This is a genomic window from Mesorhizobium sp. M0306 (genome assembly GCF_040321655.1).
In the GTDB taxonomy this organism is placed as follows: domain Bacteria; phylum Pseudomonadota; class Alphaproteobacteria; order Rhizobiales; family Rhizobiaceae; genus Mesorhizobium.
This window is the reverse complement of sequence record NZ_JAMYRY010000005.1, coordinates 1-19,460: the sequence shown is the minus strand read 5'-3', so window position 1 is coordinate 19,460 and position 19,460 is coordinate 1. Positions and strand designations below refer to the sequence as shown.

General features: G+C 62.8%; 21 protein-coding genes and 1 pseudogene. 7 read left to right on the top strand and 15 right to left on the bottom strand.

Annotated features, from left to right (window positions below; translation table 11 throughout):
* Positions 1-15: 15 nt before the first annotated feature.
* Together ctaD and coxB are read right to left on the bottom strand one after the other, a co-directional pair.
* Complete coding sequence (gene ctaD / locus NKI95_RS10250; RefSeq protein ID WP_292657466.1) at positions 16-1,668, bottom strand: cytochrome c oxidase subunit I; 1,653 nt, start codon at positions 1,666-1,668, stop codon at positions 16-18.
* Between the two features lie 38 nt (positions 1,669-1,706).
* Complete coding sequence (gene coxB, locus NKI95_RS10245; RefSeq protein ID WP_352716437.1) at positions 1,707-2,585, bottom strand: cytochrome c oxidase subunit II; 879 nt, start codon at positions 2,583-2,585, stop codon at positions 1,707-1,709.
* Positions 2,586-2,956: 371 nt separating this feature from the next.
* Here coxB and NKI95_RS10240 point away from each other — a divergent pair, with 371 nt between their 5' ends.
* From NKI95_RS10240 to NKI95_RS10230, 3 genes are all read left to right on the top strand, one after another.
* Positions 2,957-3,481, top strand: a complete 525-nt coding sequence (locus NKI95_RS10240; RefSeq protein WP_352716436.1) for an invasion associated locus B family protein — start codon at positions 2,957-2,959, stop codon at positions 3,479-3,481.
* Positions 3,482-3,609: 128 nt separating this feature from the next.
* Positions 3,610-5,022, top strand: a complete 1,413-nt coding sequence (tldD, locus tag NKI95_RS10235; RefSeq protein WP_352716435.1) for a metalloprotease TldD — start codon at positions 3,610-3,612, stop codon at positions 5,020-5,022.
* A gap of 52 nt (positions 5,023-5,074) precedes the next feature.
* Entirely contained in the window at positions 5,075-5,347 is a 273-nt protein-coding gene (locus tag NKI95_RS10230) for an AbrB/MazE/SpoVT family DNA-binding domain-containing protein (protein WP_352716433.1), read from the top strand.
* Here NKI95_RS10230 and NKI95_RS10225 read toward each other — a convergent pair.
* From NKI95_RS10225 to NKI95_RS10210, 4 genes and pseudogenes are all read right to left on the bottom strand, one after another.
* On the bottom strand, positions 5,336-5,863 hold the full coding sequence (locus NKI95_RS10225) for an RES family NAD+ phosphorylase (RefSeq protein ID WP_502908386.1): 528 nt from the start codon (positions 5,861-5,863) through the stop codon (positions 5,336-5,338). The genes NKI95_RS10230 and NKI95_RS10225 overlap by 12 nt on opposite strands.
* Positions 5,829-6,199, bottom strand: a pseudogene (locus tag NKI95_RS10220) (antitoxin Xre/MbcA/ParS toxin-binding domain-containing protein). The gene NKI95_RS10225 and the pseudogene NKI95_RS10220 overlap by 35 nt, the downstream one beginning before the upstream one ends.
* A gap of 80 nt (positions 6,200-6,279) precedes the next feature.
* Complete coding sequence (locus NKI95_RS10215) at positions 6,280-7,521, bottom strand: class I SAM-dependent RNA methyltransferase (protein ID WP_352716430.1); 1,242 nt, start codon at positions 7,519-7,521, stop codon at positions 6,280-6,282.
* Entirely contained in the window at positions 7,518-8,297 is a 780-nt protein-coding gene (locus NKI95_RS10210; protein WP_352716428.1) for a TlyA family RNA methyltransferase, read from the bottom strand. The genes NKI95_RS10215 and NKI95_RS10210 overlap by 4 nt, the downstream gene beginning before the upstream one ends.
* Positions 8,298-8,472: 175 nt before the next feature.
* Here NKI95_RS10210 and NKI95_RS10205 point away from each other — a divergent pair, with 175 nt between their 5' ends.
* Entirely contained in the window at positions 8,473-8,874 is a 402-nt protein-coding gene (locus NKI95_RS10205; protein WP_352716427.1) for a GFA family protein, read from the top strand.
* Between the two features lie 32 nt (positions 8,875-8,906).
* Here NKI95_RS10205 and NKI95_RS10200 read toward each other — a convergent pair whose 3' ends face one another.
* From NKI95_RS10200 to NKI95_RS10170, 7 genes are all read right to left on the bottom strand, one after another.
* Positions 8,907-9,101: a hypothetical protein gene (locus NKI95_RS10200; protein ID WP_352716425.1), complete on the bottom strand. Its 195-nt coding sequence runs from the start codon at positions 9,099-9,101 to the stop codon at positions 8,907-8,909.
* A gap of 307 nt (positions 9,102-9,408) precedes the next feature.
* A complete protein-coding gene (gene dxs, locus NKI95_RS10195) occupies positions 9,409-11,322 on the bottom strand; it encodes a 1-deoxy-D-xylulose-5-phosphate synthase (RefSeq protein WP_352516531.1) in 1,914 nt (637 codons plus the stop codon).
* An 81-nt stretch (positions 11,323-11,403) separates the two neighbouring features.
* Entirely contained in the window at positions 11,404-12,324 is a 921-nt protein-coding gene (locus tag NKI95_RS10190) for a pirin family protein (RefSeq protein ID WP_352716424.1), read from the bottom strand.
* Positions 12,325-12,333: 9 nt separating this feature from the next.
* Positions 12,334-12,600, bottom strand: coding sequence for a DUF2277 domain-containing protein (locus NKI95_RS10185; RefSeq protein WP_352716423.1), 267 nt, complete (start codon positions 12,598-12,600; stop codon positions 12,334-12,336).
* Between the two features lie 106 nt (positions 12,601-12,706).
* Positions 12,707-12,958, bottom strand: coding sequence for an exodeoxyribonuclease VII small subunit (locus tag NKI95_RS10180; protein ID WP_352716746.1), 252 nt, complete (start codon positions 12,956-12,958; stop codon positions 12,707-12,709).
* A gap of 3 nt (positions 12,959-12,961) precedes the next feature.
* Positions 12,962-13,888, bottom strand: a complete 927-nt coding sequence (locus NKI95_RS10175; RefSeq protein ID WP_352716421.1) for a histone deacetylase family protein — start codon at positions 13,886-13,888, stop codon at positions 12,962-12,964.
* 133 nt (positions 13,889-14,021) lie between these two features.
* Positions 14,022-14,675, bottom strand: coding sequence for a TetR/AcrR family transcriptional regulator (locus NKI95_RS10170; RefSeq protein WP_352716419.1), 654 nt, complete (start codon positions 14,673-14,675; stop codon positions 14,022-14,024).
* 118 nt (positions 14,676-14,793) lie between these two features.
* On the opposite strand from NKI95_RS10170, the gene NKI95_RS10165 reads away from it, so the two are divergent.
* The gene (locus NKI95_RS10165) at positions 14,794-16,017 is read left to right on the top strand and encodes an MFS transporter (protein ID WP_352716417.1); all 1,224 of its coding nucleotides are present in this window, start codon (positions 14,794-14,796) and stop codon (positions 16,015-16,017) included.
* 58 nt (positions 16,018-16,075) lie between these two features.
* On the opposite strand, the gene ribB is transcribed toward NKI95_RS10165, so the two are convergent.
* Complete coding sequence (gene ribB, locus NKI95_RS10160; RefSeq protein ID WP_023716904.1) at positions 16,076-17,176, bottom strand: 3,4-dihydroxy-2-butanone-4-phosphate synthase; 1,101 nt, start codon at positions 17,174-17,176, stop codon at positions 16,076-16,078.
* A gap of 115 nt (positions 17,177-17,291) precedes the next feature.
* A complete protein-coding gene (aroC, locus tag NKI95_RS10155) occupies positions 17,292-18,392 on the bottom strand; it encodes a chorismate synthase (protein WP_352716415.1) in 1,101 nt (366 codons plus the stop codon).
* Positions 18,393-18,666: 274 nt separating this feature from the next.
* Here aroC and NKI95_RS10150 point away from each other — a divergent pair, with 274 nt between their 5' ends.
* Together NKI95_RS10150 and NKI95_RS10145 are read left to right on the top strand one after the other, a co-directional pair.
* Positions 18,667-18,930, top strand: coding sequence for a DUF1344 domain-containing protein (locus tag NKI95_RS10150; RefSeq protein ID WP_023716902.1), 264 nt, complete (start codon positions 18,667-18,669; stop codon positions 18,928-18,930).
* Between the two features lie 337 nt (positions 18,931-19,267).
* The coding region (locus tag NKI95_RS10145) for a VOC family protein (protein ID WP_352716413.1) at positions 19,268-19,460 on the top strand (193 nt) is incomplete at its 3' end.

Below are 19,460 nucleotides of genomic sequence, written 5' to 3'. Positions count from 1 at the left end.
TAAGGAGGCAACCGCCTACTTGATCTTCGGCAACTGTTCCCACTGGTGGAACGGCGGCGGCGAAGGCAGCTGCCATTCCAGCGTGGTCGCACCCTCGCCCCAAGGATTGGCGCCGGCGACCCGCTTCTTCTGGAACGCCTCGAAGACGCCGAACAGGAAGATGACGACGCCGACAGCCGAGATGTACGAGCCGTAGGACGACACCATATTCCAGCCGGCGAAGGCATCGGGATAGTCGATATAGCGACGCGGCATACCGGAAAGGCCGAGGAAGTGCTGCGGGAAAAAGACCAGGTTGACGCCGACGAAAGTGACCCAGAAGTGGGTGTTCGCGATCACGGGTGAGTACATGTAGCCGGTCATTTTCGGGAACCAGTAGTACCAGCCGGCGAAGATCGCGAAGACCGCGCCCAGCGACAGCACGTAGTGGAAGTGCGCGACCACGAAGTAGGTGTCGTGCAGCGGGCGGTCGAGGCCGGCATTGGCCAGCTGCACGCCGGTGACGCCGCCAACAGTGAACAGGAAGATGAAGCCGATCGCCCACAGCATCGGGGTCTTGAGCGAAATCGACCCGCCCCACATAGTGGCGATCCACGAGAAGATCTTCACGCCCGTCGGCACCGCGATGACCATGGTGGCAAAGACGAAATAGCGCTGGGTGTCGAGCGACAGGCCCGTCGTGTACATGTGGTGGGCCCAGACGATGAAGCCCACCGCGCCGATGGCAACCATCGCATAGGCCATGCCGAGATAGCCGAACACCGGCTTCCTCGAAAAGGTCGAGATGATGTGGCTAATGATCCCGAAACCCGGCAGGATCAGAATGTAGACCTCCGGATGGCCGAAGAACCAGAACAGGTGCTGGAACAGGATCGGATCGCCGCCGCCGTCCGGGGCGAAGAACGTGGTGCCGAAATTGCGGTCGGTCAAAAGCATGGTGATGCCGCCGGCCAACACCGGAAGCGACAGAAGCAGCAGGAAGGCGGTGATCAACACCGACCAAGCGAACAGCGGCATCTTGTGCATGGTCATGCCGGGCGCGCGCATGTTGAAGATGGTGGTGATGAAGTTGATGGCGCCAAGAATCGAGGAGGCGCCGGCGATGTGGATTGAAAGGATCGCCAGGTCCATGGCCGGTCCGGGCTGGCCCGATGTCGACAGCGGCGGATAAAGCGTCCAGCCGCCGCCGACGCCGTAGGCGCCGGGCGCGCTCGGGACGAAGGCCGAGAAAATCAGCAGGATGAAAGCCGGCGGCAGCAGCCAGAACGACACGTTGTTCATGCGCGGGAACGCCATATCCGGCGCGCCGATCATGATCGGCACCATCCAGTTGGCAAAGCCGCCGATCAGCGCCGGCATTACCATGAAGAAGATCATGATCAGCGCATGCGCGGTGGTGAAAGCATTGTACATGCTCTTGCCGCCGTCGATGGCGGCGTCACCGTTCATGCCGTAGACCATCTGCGCCAAGCCAGTGAATATCTGGATGCCCGGCTCCTGCAATTCCATGCGCATGACGACCGACAAGGCGCCACCGATGCAGCCCGCCATGATCGCGAAGATCAGATAAAGCGTACCGATGTCCTTGTGGTTGGTCGAATACACCCACCGGACCCAGCCATGATACGGCTTGTGGTCGTGGTCGTCGTGAGCTGCAGCGTCTGCCATGGTCGGCTCCGTTCCCTGAATCTTTTCTGGTCGCGGCATCAGTTGCCGGCGGCCGCTACCTTGTTCGTGCCATCGACCTCGGCCATCAGCGCCTTGTTGGCGCCGGGAAGGTCGGTCTTGGCTGCCGCCAGCCAGGTCTTGTATCGCGCATCGGAGACGACGCGAATGGCGATCGGCATGAAGGCGTGGTCCTTGCCGCAGAGTTCCGAGCACTGGCCGTAATAGAGGCCTTCCTTGTCGGCCTTGAACCACACCTCGTTGATGCGGCCCGGCACCGCGTCGGTCTTGATGCCGAAGGAAGGCATGGCAAAGGCGTGAATGACGTCGGTCGCCGTCACCAGTACGCGGGTCATGGTGTTGACCGGCACCACCATCTCATTGTCGACGGCGAGCAGGCGCGGATAAGCGGCGCGATCTTCCTTGCCGGCAGCAGCCCTGTCGGCATCCTGAAGGATCGCGGAATTGAAGGAAAGCGTGTTGTCGACCTGATATTCGTAATCCCAGTTCCACTGATTGCCCGTCGCCTTGACGGTCAGCTTGGCTTCTTCCGGCGGCGTGTATTGCGCGGTCAGCAGCTGGAACGAGGGAATGGCGAGACAGAGCAGGATGACGACGGGACCGACAGTCCAGATGACCTCGATCAGCGTGTTGTGGCTGGTGCGCGACGGGGTCGGGTTGACGCTCGCCCGGAACCGCAAAATGCAGTAGGCGATCAGGAAAAGCACCAAGGCGGTGATCACAATGATGAACGCGAACGAGTAGTTCCCGAACCACTCGATCTGCCTCATAATGTCGGTCGCCGGAGGCTGAAAACTGGTTTCCCAAGGTTGGGGCTGGGCTGCATGAGCGGATGCAGCGGCAAACAACGTGGCGGCGGCACTAGCTACGATTTTGGCGGTTGCCAGGAATTTTCTCATCGCCCTCGTCATCTCCCAGTTCCTCGCGATCGGACCGCAAGAATGTCGAACAATGCCGGGACGGGAATCCCGGACAATTCAAGGCTGGTTCAAACCATACTCTATTTGCCTCCGCAAGAAAGGAGCGCCGGAACCCGTGCGGCATTTTTGCGCGCAAGCGTGGCGCTGGCATCCTGCGGTGACGGCTCGCCGCGAATCACCGAAGCGGCGTCCGGGTAGAATGAGCCGCGCGGCGCGCGGAACAGTCGCAATTAGGGCGAAATTCGCACTGAAAAGCGCATTGTCGCCTATGTCGGGGCAGATCGCCGGGGTCTCGTCCTTTACTTGGGTTTAGTGCGGCTTAAAGTGCCGTGATTCGCAATGGAGCCGTCATGAACCCTTGGCTTTCGAGAACCTTGGCGAAGGTCATCCTTGTTGCCGCCGCAATAGCCTTGTCCGGCGGCGGCCTGGCCAATGCCGCGCAGCCAAGCGGCACGGTGAAGTCGACGCATGGGGCGTGGTCGATCATCTGCGATACGCCGGCCGGTGCTACGTCCGAACAATGCGTGATGATGCAGAACGTCGTCGCCGAGGACCGCCCGGAAATGGGTCTTTCCGTCGTCGTGCTGCGCACAGCCGACAACAAGGCCGAAATCCTTCGTGTGCTGGCGCCGCTCGGTGTGCTGTTGCCCAACGGCCTCGGCCTCAATGTCGACGGCAAGGATATCGGCCGCGCCTACTTCGTGCGCTGCTTCCAGGACGGCTGCTATGCCGAGGTCATCCTGGAAAAGCCGCTGCTCGACACGCTGAAGACCGGTACGTCCGCCACCTTCATCGTCTTCCAGACACCGGAAGAGGGCATCGGCATTCCCGTCGACCTCAAGGGTTTCGCCGACGGCTTCGCCGCCCTGCCCTGAACGCGGTGTTGTAGCACGATCCAGTGATGTTGACCGGCCGCGGTCACGGCAAAATCTCATTTCAGATTGTCTGTGGGGGCCTTCGCGCCTACATCGTGGGAAACAATCCTCCTGCGAATGGATCTGCCATGAACAGCCTGATCGGCCAATTCGACATTTCCGACGATCGCATCAAGCAGATCGTTGCCGAGACTATTAACGGCGCCGACGACGGTGAACTGTTTCTCGAATACAGCGAGAGCGAATCGCTGATATTCGACAATGGCAAGCTGAAGACCGCGAATTTCAACACCGACCAGGGTTTCGGCCTGCGTGCCGTCGCCGGCGAAGCCAGCGGCTACGCCCATTCCAGCGATCTCTCCGAAGCCTCGCTGCTGCGCGCAGCCGACGCCGTTTCGACGGTGAAAAGCGGCTATTCCGGCACGCTTGCAGCAGCGCCTGCCCGCACCAACCGCCATCTCTACGGCGACGGAAACCCTATCCCCTCGCCTTCCTTCGAGACCAAGGCCAAGCTGCTCCAGGAAATCGATGCATGGCTGCGGTCCGAGGATCCGCGCGTCAGGCAGGTGACGGCGTCGCTCGCCGCCTCCTGGCAGCATATCGAGATCGTGCGCGCCGACGGCCAGATGGTGCGCGACATCCGTCCGCTGGTCAGGATCAACGTGTCGGTGGTGGTCGGCGACGGCGACCGCCAGGAGAGCGGCTCCTACGGCATGGGAGGCCGCAAGGATTTTGGCGAATTCCTGGTCGAGGACAGCTGGCGGCACGCTGCCAAGGAGGCATTGCGGCAAGCGCTGGTCAATCTCGAAGCGGTTCCAGCGCCTGCCGGCACTTTCGACATCGTGCTGTCGAGCGGCTGGCCGGGCGTCATGTTGCACGAGGCGGTCGGCCACGGCCTGGAAGGCGATTTCAACCGCAAGAAGACGTCGGCCTTTGCCGGCCTGCTTGGCCAGCAGGTGGCGGCGAAAGGCGTCACCGTCGTTGATGACGGCAGCATGCCCGAGCGGCGAGGTTCGCTGACTGTCGACGATGAGGGCACGCCTTCGGCCCATAACGTTCTGATCAACGATGGCAAGCTGGTCGGCTACATGCAGGACCGCCAGAACGCCCGGCTAATGGGCATGAAAGCCACCGGCAACGGGCGACGCCAAGGTTACGCGCACGAGCCTATGCCGCGCATGACCAACACCTACATGACAGCAGGCGACATGGAGCCGGACGAGATCATCGCCTCCGTCAAGAACGGCATCTATGCCGTGTCGTTCGGTGGCGGCCAGGTCGACATCACTTCGGGCAAGTTCGTGTTCGGCTGCACCGAAGCCTACATGATCGAGAACGGCAAAGTGACGCAACCGATCAAGGGCGCCATGCTGATCGGCAACGGGCCGGATGCCATGCATCGCGTTTCGATGATCGGCAACGACATGAAGCTCGACACCGGCATCGGCATGTGCGGCAAGGCCGGACAGGGTGTGCCGGTCGGTGTCGGCCAGCCGCATCTCAGGATGAACCAGATGACGGTCGGCGGCACCAGGGTTTGATGGCGGCTGTCACCTGGTTTATGTCTTGCGTTCGCTAAAAGGATGCGCCGCGATGCCTACCATGAAAGGGCTCACGACCACAGTCTCGGCAGACGGAAGCATCGTGCTGCCCAGCGCGATCCGAGAGCAGAAGCAATGGGCCACCGGCACATGTCTGCTGGTCGAAGATACTCCGGAGGGCGTGCTGCTGAAACCAGCGCGGGTCTTCGCCGAGACACGGCCCGAGGACGTGTTTGGATCCCTGCCCCACAAAGGCAGGCCGAAGACGTTGGAAGAGATGGAGGCGGGTGTGCTCGCCGCAGCTCGAACTGCCCTAAAACCATGATGCCGGTGTTTTCGGCAGGCGATGGTCGGGATCGATGATTTCGAGACCCGGAGCATCGTTTTCGTTCCACAGCGCGACGCATGTGCCGCCGGGCGACATGAAGGACGGGTAGATCACGCCGTGCAGCCCGTCGGCAAGCAAGCGGTTTCTCAGCTGGTGCGTCTCGGGCACAAAACCTCTATCCACGATGTCACGCCATTCGCATCGGTGAATGTCCGCCGTTACACCGAGCTTCGACAGCGTATCGGCGCCTGTCAGGTCGGCCAGCCGGGCGCCTGACAGTTTCAATTGTGCAATCAGCGCCGGGTGCTGGACAAAACCCTGATTGTACTCAGCCCAAGCCGTGGACAGTTCCCGGGCGGCGTAGATCGCCGGCGTGCCAATCGGATTCCAGCGGCCGCCGAAGCGGGCCGCGCCCTCACCGGAAAGCGGCAGATGGGCCCAGCGCGGCACAAAAGCGCACCATAGGATCAGCCTGGGTTCAGGCATAGATGCCGGAGCGGACTGCCTCCAGATAGGCAAGCACCTTGTCCGTCTTGCCTTCGCGAACGAGATCCTAGGCGGTCTTTCCGGCCCAACCGGGGATCGGCTGATGCTTGAACCAGATGGCCGCACGATGTTCATCACCGGCCATCTCGCCGGCCATCACCAGGATACGGACGATGGGACTCAATGCGGCGTCGACCTTGCGCGCGCAGGACTTGGCGGCAAGCGTGTTGCGCGCGAGACCCGTAGCCCCGCCAGTTCTGTCATATTGATCCCCAGCAGTTCAGCGACCCGCCTTGGCGAGAGAAACGGCGCCCGCTCCTCGCCGAAGCGCGATGCCGAAATCTCAAAGGCTTTGGTGCTCATTGCAATTTCCTAGCACATTTTGAACAACGCACGTTCAAATGCGCTTTGTTGGTGCGCATTTTCGCGCCCCATAAATGCTGCTATCGCCTTCGTCTCGGCTTCTCCAACAGCGCCACGGCCTCGACATGCGGCGACCACAGGAACTGGTCGATCGGCGTAACGCCTTTCAGGGCGTAGCCGCCATCGAGGAGGATGCGAAGATCCCGCGCCAGCGTTACCGGATTGCAGGACACTGCGGCGACGAGCGGCACGTCGGAGCGCGCGATCTGCTTCGACTGGTCCTCGGCGCCGGCGCGAGGCGGGTCGAAGACAACGCCGTCAAAGGCATTCAACTCCTTGAATGTGAGCGGCCGCCGGAACAGGTCGCGACGTTCGCCGGTCACCCGCTTCAGGCCGCTGGCGAAACGGAAGGCCCGGTCAAGCGCCGAGAGTGCTGCCGCATCGCCTTCCACCGCATGAACCTCCGATTTTGCGGCCAGGCGCAGCGCGAAGCTGCCGCAGCCGGCGAAGAGATCGGCGACCTTTTTGGCACGAGCGAGATGCTGGCCGACAATGTTGGCCATCGCTTGTTCGGCAGCCTCGGTCGCCTGCAGGAAAGCGCCCGGAGGCACTGCGACGGCGACGCCACCAAACAGGATGACCGGTTTCTTTGGTTCGATAATGATCTCGCCGTCGACCGACAGCCTGGCTAGCCCCTCGGCGATGACGAAGTTGGAGGCGACGCGGCGCTGGTTCTCGCCGAGCTTGCCGGAATCGTGAACCGCGACATCGAGGCCGGAACCGGTCACCGTCACCGCCATGTGGAACGATTTGGTCGTGGTGCAGATCAGCCCAGCAAGCATCCTCAAACGGTCGAGCGCAGCGACGATCTGCGGCAGCGAGATCGGGCATTCCTCGATCGAGATGATCTCGGATGACAGCGCGCGGACGAAGCCGAACTGCATTCCCGCCTCGCTCCGCCGGGCGGTGAAGACGACGCGGCGGCGCGTGTGCGGCGCGCACGGCACCAGCGCGCCGACATCGCAAGCGATGCCCTTGCTCTTCAGTGCGTGTACGACTTTTTCATGCTTCCACCGGTGATAGGCTTCAGTCTCGAGATGCTGGACGGCGCAGCCGCCGCACGCGCCGAAATGCCGGCACGGCGGATCGACCCGCAGCGGCGAAGCCTCAAGCACCGACATCAAGGTGGCGCGATCTTTCTCCCGCGCGGCGGTGACGACCTCTCCCGGCAGCGCGAATGGAATGAAAACCTCGCCGGTTTCCGTCTCGGCGATGCCGTCGCCCTGCGAGCCCAATCTTGCGATCGTGAAACGGGTGCTCATCGCTTCTGGGTCTCGACGTCCTTGATGCCGCCGAGCAGGAACTCGCGGTTGCCGTCGCCGCCCTCTATCGGCGACAGATGCAGCCCAAGCGAGCGCCAGCCGGGAATGGTGTCGAGCCAGTCCTGCATCAGGCCGGCAATACGCGCCGCATCATAGGGGTCATTCAGCAGGCCGCCCTTGCCGATTGCCTCGCGGCCGGCCTCGAATTGCGGCTTGACCAGAAACACGGCTTTTGCGCCGTTCCTGGCCAAAGCAAGCGCCGGTGGCAGCGCCAGTTTCAGCGAGATGAAGCTGACATCCGAGACGATGAAATCCGGCACACGGCCGCCGAGATCGGCGGCCGACAGTTCGCGCGCATTCAGGCCTTCAATTACCGTCACGCGCGGATCGCCGGCAATGTCGGAGTGCATCTGGCCGTGCCCGACATCGATCGCCGTGACATGCGCCACGCCGCGTTCGAGCAGCACCTGCGTGAAGCCGCCGGTCGAGGCACCGACATCGAGGGCTTCGCTACCGGTGGGGTCGAGGCCGAAATGGTCGAGACCAGCCTTCAGCTTCAGTGCGGCGCGCGAGACGTAACCTTGCGCCGGATCGTCAACGACGATGTTGCACTCAGGCAGAACGGCCTGGCCCGGCTTGCGGGCGACGATGCCATCGACCGTCACGGTGCCGCGCTCGACCGCGTCACGGGCACGCGAGCGGCTGGCAAACAGGCCGCGCTGGACGAGCAATTCGTCGAGCCGCTGGCGTATGCTGGCTGGCGGAAGGGAAGTCATCGGCCTTCATGGCGAATGCCAACGATGATGGCAAGGATATTGGCGATGAGACAAGGCATAGTTGGAAAAGCGGGTGAACTCATCAGCCGCTGCGCTGTTTGTCGAACCTCGCGCCAGGCCCGACGCAATGCTAAGAAAGCGATGCCGTTTTGCCGTCGAAACGCGGAGGAGGAACATGCTGACGGGAACCTGCCACTGCGGCGCAGCCCACTGGACCCTGGAGGGCGATCCAGGTTCGATCACTGCCTGCAATTGCACACTTTGCCGTCGCTACGGCACGCTCTGGGCTTACGACTATGTCGACGAACGCATCCGCCTTGCCGGGCCCGTAAGCGCCTATCGGCGCGCCGGAAAGGCTCATCCTTCGCTTGAGATTCTCTTCTGTCCAACGTGCGCTTGCGTCCTGGCCTGGCGCGGTTTGCATCCCGATGCGGCTGGGCGCTACCGCATCGCCGTCAATGTGAGGCTTGCGCCGCCCGAGGCCGTCGCCGATCTCCCGATCGACCATTTCGATGGTCTCGATACATTCGAGGATTTGCCGAGAGATGGTCGCTGTGTGCGGGATATGTGGTTCTAGTCTAGTTTCTAGAGCCTTATCGGGATCATCCTTTAGAAGATGGTCCGCGAAGCCCGCCGTTCGACGGCCGGCGTCAGACCTTCGTTGCTGTCGCCGGACACCTGCGGGCGCGGCCGGTCAACGGAAATGGGCGCCTTCGGCAAGGTATCGCGCACGACGAATTGCGGCGCCTGTTTGTCGGTAAAGCCGCCACGGATTTCGCCGATCTTGCCGGCGACGACGCCCATCACCGCGTTTTCGAGATTGCGGTCGTAGCGCGTTTCGGCCGCGGTCGACTCGGCGAAGATGGCCGTTAGCGCGATGCCGCCCCAAAAGCGATCTCATTGGTCTTCTTTCCCCTGCCTGGTTGCCTGCTAGCAGGGCGGCGTTGAAAAATGGCCAAAGGACACGGTAAGCAAATCGCCAAACGGAAGCGTAAACAGCATGTTACGACTGTTCACCGGCAATTTGATTCAAGCAGTTGAGAATTTGATTCAGACTAGCATCTTGCAGCCAAGTTGATCGCTTTGGCGTCGCGGGAAATGCGTCTAAAAGCTAGGCGCGCTGGGCCTGCGCGGTATGCCCCAGTGCCACGAACACGGTGCGCACGATGCCGGCGCTGTCCAGCCCGGCATCGGCATACATCTTTTCCGGCTTGGCATGGTCGACGAAAGCGTCGGGCAGCACCAGCGGGCGCACCTTCAGGCCGCTCTCCAGCAGCCCTTCGTGAGCCAAGAACTGCAGCACATGGCTGGCGAAGCCGCCGACAGCGCCCTCTTCCACCGTCACCAGTATCTCGTGCGAACGGGCCAGCCGCCGGATCAGATCCTCGTCGAGCGGCTTGGCAAAACGGGCATCGGCCACCGTGGTCGAAAGCCCGGCCGCGCCAAGCTCCTCGGCCGCGGCCAGGCAATCCTGCAGCCTGGTGCCGAAGGAAAGCAGCGCAACCTTGGTGCCCTCCCTGACGATCCGGCCCTTGCCGATCTCCAACACCGAGCCGCGTTGCGGCATCTCGACACCAACGCCATTGCCGCGCGGATAGCGGAAGGCGATCGGGCCGTCATCGTAGCTTGCAGCGGTGCGTACCATGTGGCGCAGTTCGGCCTCATCGGCCGCGGCCATGACGACGAAACCGGGCAGCGTCGCCAGGAAGGTAGTGTCGAAGGCGCCGCAATGCGTGGCGCCATCGGCGCCGACGAAGCCGGCGCGATCGATCGGAAAGCGCACCGGCAATTTCTGGATCGCCACGTCGTGAACGACCTGGTCGTAGGCGCGCTGCAGGAAGGTCGAGTAGATCGCCGCGAAAGGCTTGAAGCCTTCCGTGGCAAGGCCGGCGGCGAAGGTCACCGCATGCTGCTCGGCAATGCCGACATCGAAGGTCCTCGCCGGAAACGCTTCGCCGAACAGGTCAAGCCCGGTGCCGTTCGGCATGGCGGCGGTGATGGCGACGATGCGGTCGTCCTCTCGGGCCTCCTGGATCAGGCTTTCGGCAAACACCTTGGTGTAGCTCGGCGCATTGGCGGGCGCCTTGGCCTGGGCGCCGGTGATGACGTCGAATTTGTTGACGCCGTGATATTTGTCGGCGGCCGCCTCGGCCGGGGCATAGCCCTTGCCCTTCTGGGTCACGACATGGATCAGCACCGGGCCGTCGGCATTGTCGCGGACGTTCTTCAGCACCGGGATCAGGTGCTCGAGGTTGTGACCGTCGATCGGGCCGATGTGGTAGAAACCCATTTCCTCGAACAGCGTGCCGCCAGTGACGTAGCCGCGTGCGTGCTCGACCGCGCGCTTGATGGCGCGATCGGCGCGCTCGCCGAGATAGGACGTCAGCTTCTTGCCGAAATCGCGCAAGCCCAGATAGGTCTTGCCCGACGCCAGACGGGCCAGATAGGCGCTCATCGCGCCGGTCGGCGGAGCGATCGACATATCGTTGTCGTTCAAGATGACGATCAGCCGGGCATCGAGTGCGCCGGCATTGTTCATCGCCTCATAGGCCATGCCGGCCGACATGGCGCCGTCGCCGATGACGGCAATGACATTGTTGCGGCCATCGGACAGATCGCGCGCCATCGCCATGCCGAGGCCGGCTGAAATCGAGGTCGAGGAGTGGGCTGCGCCGAACGGATCGTATTCGCTCTCGACGCGACGGGTGAAACCGGACAGCCCGCCCTCCTGCCGCAGCGTGCGGATGCGGTCGCGGCGGCCGGTCAGGATCTTGTGCGGATAGGCCTGGTGGCCGACGTCCCAGATCAGCCGGTCGTCCGGCGTGTTGAAGACGTAGTGCAGCGCGACGGTCAGTTCGACGACGCCAAGGCCGGCGCCGAGATGCCCGCCGGTATGGGAAACGACGTCGATCAGCTCGGCGCGAAGCTCGGACGCCAGCTGCGGCAGGTCGCCTTCGGCAAGCGTGCGTAAATCGGCTGGGACGCGGACCTTGTCGAGAAGCGGCGTATCGGGCTTTGCGTTCACTGTTTGCGAGCCTGGTCAGATTTTCTGTTCATCGTGAAATATGCCGCTGGCCGGCGAATGTAAATGTGGCGGTAACGCGCATCAGCTTTCGGGCAGCGGGATGAACTCTTGCTCGTCTCCGGGAACGATATCGAAGCGGCCCGTCTTCCATTCTTCTTTCGCCTGCTCGATGCGTTCCTTTGAGGACGATACGAAATTCCACCAGATATAACGTTTCGAACCGAGCGAAGCGCCGCCAAACAGCATGAAATGGGCGCCGCCCTCCGATGAGACAACGATCTCATCGCCGGGCCGGAAAACCAGCAGCCGCTCGGCCGGAAAGCTGTCACCGGATATCGAAACCGCGCCTTCCAGCGTATAGATGGCGCGCTCCTCGGCTTCGGCTGGGATTTTCACGCTGGCACCCGGCGCCAGCCTGAGATCGACATAAAGCGTGTCCGAAGCGGTGGCGACCGGGGAGCGCAGCCCGGAAAACGCACCGATGACGATACGCCCGCTGACACCCTCTGCATCGATCTCGGGCAGGCGCGGGGCCGCGGTGTTTTCGAAGACCGGCGCGACCTCTTCCTTGCCGTCCGGCAGCGCCAACCATGTCTGCAGGCCGGAAACCGACATTGGCGCGCCGCGCAATTCTTCCGGCGTGCGCTCCGAATGGACGATGCCGCGGCCGGCGGTCATCAAATTCACGTCGCCGGGCTGGATCACCATCTCGGTGCCGAGCGAATCGCGGTGCCTGATCTTGCCGTCGAACAGGTAGGTCACCGTCGACAGGCCGATATGCGGATGCGGGCGCACGTCGAGCGCCTGGCCGGCCCGCAGAACGGCCGGACCCATGCGGTCGAAGAAGATGAAGGGTCCGACCAGCCGGCGCCTGGCCGTCGGCAAGGCGCGGCGAACCTGAAATCCGCCAATATCCTTGGCGTTCGGAATGACCATCAACTCGATCTGATCGCTGGCGAAGGCATCGCCCAACTGCGGGTCGTTTCCGGGAAAGAAGCTCACGCGGTCCCCTCAGGCGAAGCGAAGTGCAGATTTGGCCTTCGCCTTGGCCGCCACCTCTTCGCGATTGCGCGGATGCTGCGTCGTCTCAAGGCTATCGAGCAATTCGCGCGCCGATGCGGCAATGGCCTCGACGGCATGGTCGAACGCATGCTGGTTCTGTTTCGACGGCCGCGTCGCTCCGCTCAGCTTGCGGACAAACTGAAGTGCGGCATCGCGAACCTCGTCATTGGTTGCCGGCGGATCGAAATTGAACAGGGTTTTGATGTTTCTGCACATCGTTCGCAATCTCCTCTCGTCCTGGAGCCGTTTCAAACGGGATGAGTTTTATCCTCAATCATGATGTCCAAAGCCGGAAAGCACAATTGTTGTTCGAGGCCGCGCCTCAATCCGCATCCAGCGGCTCTGTCCCCACCGGCTTGCCGTCGCGCGACAGCCTGATTTTCTCGACCTTGTCCTCGGCCGCTTTCAGCAGCCGGTCGCAATGCGCCTTCAGCGCCTCGCCGCGCTCATAAATGCGGATCGACTGGTCGAGCGGCACGTCGCCGCGCTCCAGATCGTCGACGATCCTCTCCAGCGTCTCGAGCGCCTGCTCGAAGCTCATCGCCTTGACGTCCTCGTTGGTCTCACCAGGCATCATCTATCCCTTCATCAGCCGCCCGACATGGGCGGCGACTGAAAATGCCAATCCCTGCAGATCGTAGCCGCCCTCGAGCAGACTGACGAGCCGGTTGCCGCTATGGCGTCCGGCGCGTTCGAGCAACTGGCCGGTTGCCCAGTCGAAATCATCCTCGGTCAGGTTGATCTCGGCCAGCGGATCGCGGTGGTGGGCGTCGAAACCGGCGGAGATGATGATGAGGTCGGGCGCAAAATTGTCGAGCGCCGGCAGGATGCGTGACAGAAAGGCGTCGCGGAACGCATCGCTGCCGCTCTGCGGCGCCAGCGGCGCGTTGACGATGTTGCCGGCGCCGGTTTCGCTCACGGCCCCGGTTCCGGGGTAAAGCGGCATCTGGTGTGTCGAGCAATAGAGCACCGACGGATCGTCCCAGAAGATGTCCTGGGTGCCGTTGCCGTGATGCACATCCCAGTCGACGACGGCGACGCGGTCGACGCCATGGTTCTTCTGGGCGTAGCGTGCCGCGATTGCCGCGGTGTTGAACAGGCAAAAACCCATGGAGGTGGTCTTTTCGGCATGATGGCCGGGCGGCCGCGCGGCGACGAAGACGTTGTCGGCACGGCCGGTGAAGACGTCGTCGACAGCGGCGTTGGCAGCCCCGATCGCAGTCACGGCAGCCTGCCAGCTCTTTGGGCTGGCGGTGGTATCGGCGTCGATACGGGCGATGCCGGTGTCCGGTATCGCTGCGCGGACCCGGTCGACGAATTCGGGCGGATGCGCGTAGAGGATGGTTGCCTCGTCGCCTTCCGGCGCCTGGACGCGATCGAGCGTCACGAAAGCCTCATCGTCAAGCACACGCTCAATGGCGCGCAGACGGTCCGGCCGCTCCGGGTGACCGGGCGGTGTTATGTGCTCGAGGAAAATCGGATGCGTGTAAAGTCTCGTAGCCATGCCCCGATATAGGCGCGCCTCACCGCTTTGGCCATGTTTTCGCGCACTGGTGACGCGATGTTCAACAGGGTTTACGCGGCCGGCCTCGGCTGGATCCAGCGCGAGCCGTCTGACATTGGCGAAAAGAATGACCTCAGGCCGGTGATCGGGCAACTTCGGGCTGCATTGCCGACGGTCGATCAGGCTGATGCAGCCTGCCGGTGCGATTGAGCAGCCCTTCCAGAAGAACCTTGAACGCCTTCACTGCCTTCTTCGATGTCGCTTCGGGATCGTTCGAATTTGCGATCCACTGCGCCGCATGCAGCGAGGCGCCGCTGACCAGCCTTGCCGCGGCTTCGGAATCGACGGCGAGAATGGTTCCGTCGTCGCTCAGCCTTTGCAGGCTCTCCGTCATCGAACGGATGCATGCGCTCTGGCTTGGCCATTGCGATGGATCGCCGAGCACCGCCGGCCCGTCGCGAAGCACGATACGCTGGATCTCCGGCTCCAGCGCCATCTCGATATAGGCGGTGCATTCGTCGACAAAGCCCTGCCAGAGATTGTCCGGCTTGGCCGAAACGACCTTCAGCCGGGCCGACATTTCGGCGTCGATCTCGGCGATGACCGCCTGGAGAAGGCCCTTCTTGTCGCCGAAGTGATGATAGAGCGCACCGCGCGTCAGCCCGGCCGATGCCGTGAAATCATCCATCGACGCTTCGGCATAGCCGAGCGTGCCGAAGGCCTGGCGCGCCGCCCCGATCAGCTTGGCGCGGGTTTCGGCAATCATCTCCTTGCGTGGTCTGTGCATGGTCTGGCCCTATTAACATACGTCTCGTATGCCAATTGACATACGAGACGTATGATCTATTTAAACTCATACGCTACGTATGTAATCGTCGGACTATCCGTTGTCGAGGAGCCAGACCATGCAAAATCCCTATTCCCAGATCTTTCGCGCTCCTGGCGCCAAAGGCTTCGCCGCAGCCGGCTTCGTTGCCCGGCTGCCGATGGCCATGGCTCCTATCGGGATCGTCGCCATGCTGTCACAGACCGATGGCGAGTACTGGCTGGCCGGCGCCGTCTCCGCGACATATGCGCTGGCCAACGCTTTCGTCGCCCCACAGGTATCGCGGCTGGTGGATCGCCTCGGCCAGACGCGGATTGTGGTGCCGACTACCGTGATTTCCACGCTCGCTTTCGCGATCCTGATTGCGGCGGCCAATCAGCATTGGCCGATATGGACGCTATTCGTCTCGGCGCTGCTCGCCGCCGTCATGCCCAGCATCCCGGCAATGGTGCGCGCACGCTGGACGGAGATTTTTCGCAACCGCCCCGAACTGAACACGGCGTTCGCCTTCGAGTCGGCGGCGGACGAACTGGTCTACATCGCCGGCGCATCGCTGTCGGTCGGACTGAGTGTCGCGCTTTTCCCGGAGGCGGGAGTGCTCGCGAGCACATTGTTCCTCGCCTTCGGTTCGACGGCCTTCATCCTGCAGCGCTCGACCGAACCGCGAGCCCGACCGGTGGAACACGGTTCGGGCGGCTCGGCAATCCGCCTGCGGCCGGTCCAGATCCTCACCTTGGCCCTGATCTTCATCGGCGCGACCTTCGCCACCACCGAGGTGAGCACGGTGGCGATCACCAAGGAGCTTGGCCAGCCGGGCGCCGCCAGCTTCGTCATCGGCGTCTACGCACTCGGATCGTTCGTCGTCGGCATCATCATCGGCGCCCTGAACCTGAAAATGCCGCTGCAAATTCAGCTTGCCATCGCAATCGCCATCATTGCGCTTACCACGCTGCCGCTGCTCGTCGCCGACACCGTGCCGCTGCTGGCACTGGCCGTCTTCGTCAGCGGCGTGGCGATCTCGCCGACCTTCATCACGGCATTCGGCCTGATCGAACGGCGCGTGCCCGAGGCGGTGCTGACCGAAGGCGTGACCTGGGTGATGACCGGCATCGGCATCGGCATGGCGCTCGGCTCGTTCGCCGCCGGCTGGATGGTGGACGCTTTCGGCGCGCAGAACGGGTTCTGGGTATCGGTGGCATCGGGCACAATCGCGCTGGTCATCGTGCTCGCCGGCCAGCGCAGCCTTGCCGCGCCGAACTGCGACATGGCTGCATGCGACGCAGCCGCGGTCGCTGCGGAATAGTTTCCGGTGCGTCCGGCCCCGAGCAGGGCCGGACGCATACCAGCATCGTGAGAACGGCCTACAGAATCTCGGTCTTGGCGATATGGATGCCGAAGCCTTCGAGGCCGACATAATGGCGCTCGCGCGAGGCGATCAGATTGATCGAGGAAATGCCGAGGTCCTTGAGAATTTGCGCGCCGAGGCCGATCTCGCGCCATTCGTTCTCGCGCCGGCGCGCCTCTTCATGATCCTCGCGGTCGCCGGCAGCCGGCCGCTTGCGCTCCTGATGGGCGACACCAACAGAGCCTTCGCGCAGATAGACAATGACGCCGCGCTTGCGCTCGCCCATCGCTTTCATGATGGCGTCCAGGCGGTGGCTGGTGCCGAAGACGTCGCTGACCACGTCTTCGGAATGAAGGCGTACCGGCACCTCGACGCCGTCGCGGATATCGCCGAAGACGACCGCCACGTGATGCATGGAATCCCAGGGCAGCGTGTAGGTGAAGACCTGCGCCTTGCCGCCGGGCGTCTCGATGTCGGAACAGGCGACGCGTTCGACCAGCGTTTCCTTGCGTTGCCGGTAGGCGATGAGGTCAGCAACCGAGATCTGCTTCAACCCGTGCTTTTCGGCGAAGGCCTGCACCTGCGGCCCGCGCATGACAGTGCCGTCATCATTGACCAGCTCGGAAATGACGCCGACCGGCGGCAGGCCGGCGAGCTTGCAGAGGTCGACCGCGGCTTCGGTATGGCCCGAACGCATCAGCACGCCGCCTTCGCGCGCGATCAGCGGAAAGATGTGACCGGGGCGCACGAAATCGGACGCGCCGACATTGCCATTGGCGAGATTGCGCACCGTCAGCGTGCGGTCGTCCGCCGAAATGCCGGTCGTGGTGCCGTGCTTGAAGTCGACGCTGACGGTGAAGGCAGTGGTGTGCGCAGAATCATTGTCGGCCACCATCGGCGACAGGTTGAGCCGCTTGGCTTCCTCGCGCGGCATCGGCGTGCAGACGATGCCTGACGTGTTGCGCACGATGAACGCCATCTTTTCCGGCGTGCAATGGACGGCGGCGACGATCAGGTCACCCTCGTTCTCGCGCCCGTCATCGTCCATGACGACGACGATCTCGCCGCGCTCGAAGGCGCGCAGGGCTTCAACGATCTTCTTCTGGTCGTAAGGCATAAGCGCTCGTTTCACTCGCAGGGGAGTAGGGGAATAGGGCAGTACGGCAGTAGGGGAAAGGAAAAAAATTGGCTGCTTGGCGTGCACCAACATACTGCCCTACTGCCCTACTCCCCTACTCCCTTCCCGTCTGTCCCCGATGCCGCAGATAATGATCCGCAATGGCGCAGGCAACCATCGCCTCGCCGATCGGCACGGCGCGGATGCCGACGCATGGATCGTGCCGGCCCTTGGTCATGATCTCGACATCGTTGCCGTCCTTGTCGATCGACTTTCGCGGCGTCAGGATCGACGAGGTCGGCTTCACGGCGAAGCGCGCGACGATCGCCTGGCCGGTCGAGATGCCGCCGAGGATGCCGCCGGCATTGTTGGACAGGAAGACCGGCTTGCCGTCATTGCCCATGCGCATCTCATCGGCATTCTCCTCGCCGGTGATGCGGGCGGCCTCGAAACCGTTGCCGATCTCGACGCCCTTGACGGCGTTGATCGACATCAGGCCGGCGGCGATGTCCTGGTCGAGCTTGGCATAGATCGGCGCGCCAAGCCCCGCCGGCACGCCGTCGGCGACGATCTCGATGACCGCACCGACCGAGGAGCCCGCCTTGCGGATGCCGTCCAGATATTTGGTGAAAACGGCGACCGACGCCGGATCGGGAGTGAAGAACGGGTTTTCGGCGTCGCCGACAAAATTCCAGTTCCAGTTGGCGCGATCGATCGATTTTTCGCCCATCGACACCAGCGCGCCGCGCACCACCATGCCTGGCACAACCTTGCGGGCAAGCGCCCCGGCCGCCACCCGCGCCGCAGTCTCACGCGCCGAGGAGCGACCGCCGCCGCGGTAATCGCGCAGGCCGTATTTGACCTCGTAAGTGTAATCGGCATGGCCCGGCCGGAACTGGCGGGCGATGTCGCCATAGTCCTTGGAGCGCTGGTCGACATTCTCGATCAGCATCGACACCGGCGTGCCGGTGGTGATCATCGTCTCGCCGTCCTCATCGAGAATGAAGCCGGACAGGACCTTGACCTCATCCGGTTCGCGACGCTGCGTCACAAAACGTGACTGGCCGGGGCGGCGCTTGTCCAGCTCGGCCTGGATCTCGTCGCGAGTGAAGCGGATGCCTGGCGGACAGCCGTCGACGACGCAGCCCAGCGCCGGCCCGTGGCTTTCGCCCCAGGTGGTGACGCGGAAAAGATGGCCGAACGTATTGTGCGACATGGAACCAGCCCTGCCGGCGGCGGAGCCGGCCTAGCGCATGACCTCGAAAATCGGAGCGATTTTCGGAAACGATCATGCACAAAATCAAAAGTGCTACAGCGTCCTTTGCGCGTCCAGGAGGACGCGCGGCGCTGTCGCCTGCCTTCTATTGGCGTTTTCCACAGTGGTCAAACTGTGATCCGGCGGATTTAGTTTTGACACATTCGATTGGTTTCTGCTCAGTTCCGTTCCGTTGGACGAGCCGCTGTACCGGCAATGATTAAAGAGGACGATGATGCGTATCCTGATTGGCGCTGTTGCCGCCACGCTGTTGATTTCCACCGCCGCCTTCGCCGGCCAGACCGAAGGCCTGATCAAGAAGGTCGACAAGGATGCGCTGACGCTGACGCTGGACGACGGCAAGTCCTACAAGCTGAACGCCGAAACCGATCTCGATGCGCTGAAGCCGGGCATGGACATCGTCCTCGCCTATGACGTGACGAATGGCGAGAACGTCGTCACCGACATGGAACTGCCGGACACCGGATCGACCGAATAGAGTCTTTCCGGCCGATCCATCCCGAAGCCGGCGGGTGGAAACGAGCACACAGCGCCCTGAACGGCATGGGAATGCTTGTCACTGAACGGCTGAAATGGGCCGGAAGTTGACGGTCTGCTTTTGGTACTGGCTTGTCAGAAGCAGCCATTACGCTGCCGACCCAATGTGGGTCGTATAGAGTGTCATACACACCGCCGAAATACGACCTATGTCCAAAAACCCTCATCCGACTACTTCGGCTGACATCCAGACAGCCCGCTTCTGCACTCGGCTCCACCGACAGGGAAACCTTTGCGCGAGTTGACTGTTGTAGCTACAAGACAGAGGAGAAGGTTGAATGGCATCCGTCCGATACATCGTCGCGGACGTCGACGAGGCGGTCGCGTTCTATCGAGACAATCTCGATTTCAAGATCGACATGCACAATCCGGGCAAGTTCGCTGCGCTGCTGCGCGACGACCTGACGCTGTATCTCAGCGCCCCAGGTGCGGGGAGCGGTGGTCAGGCGGGCGGCGATCCGAAGCCAGGCG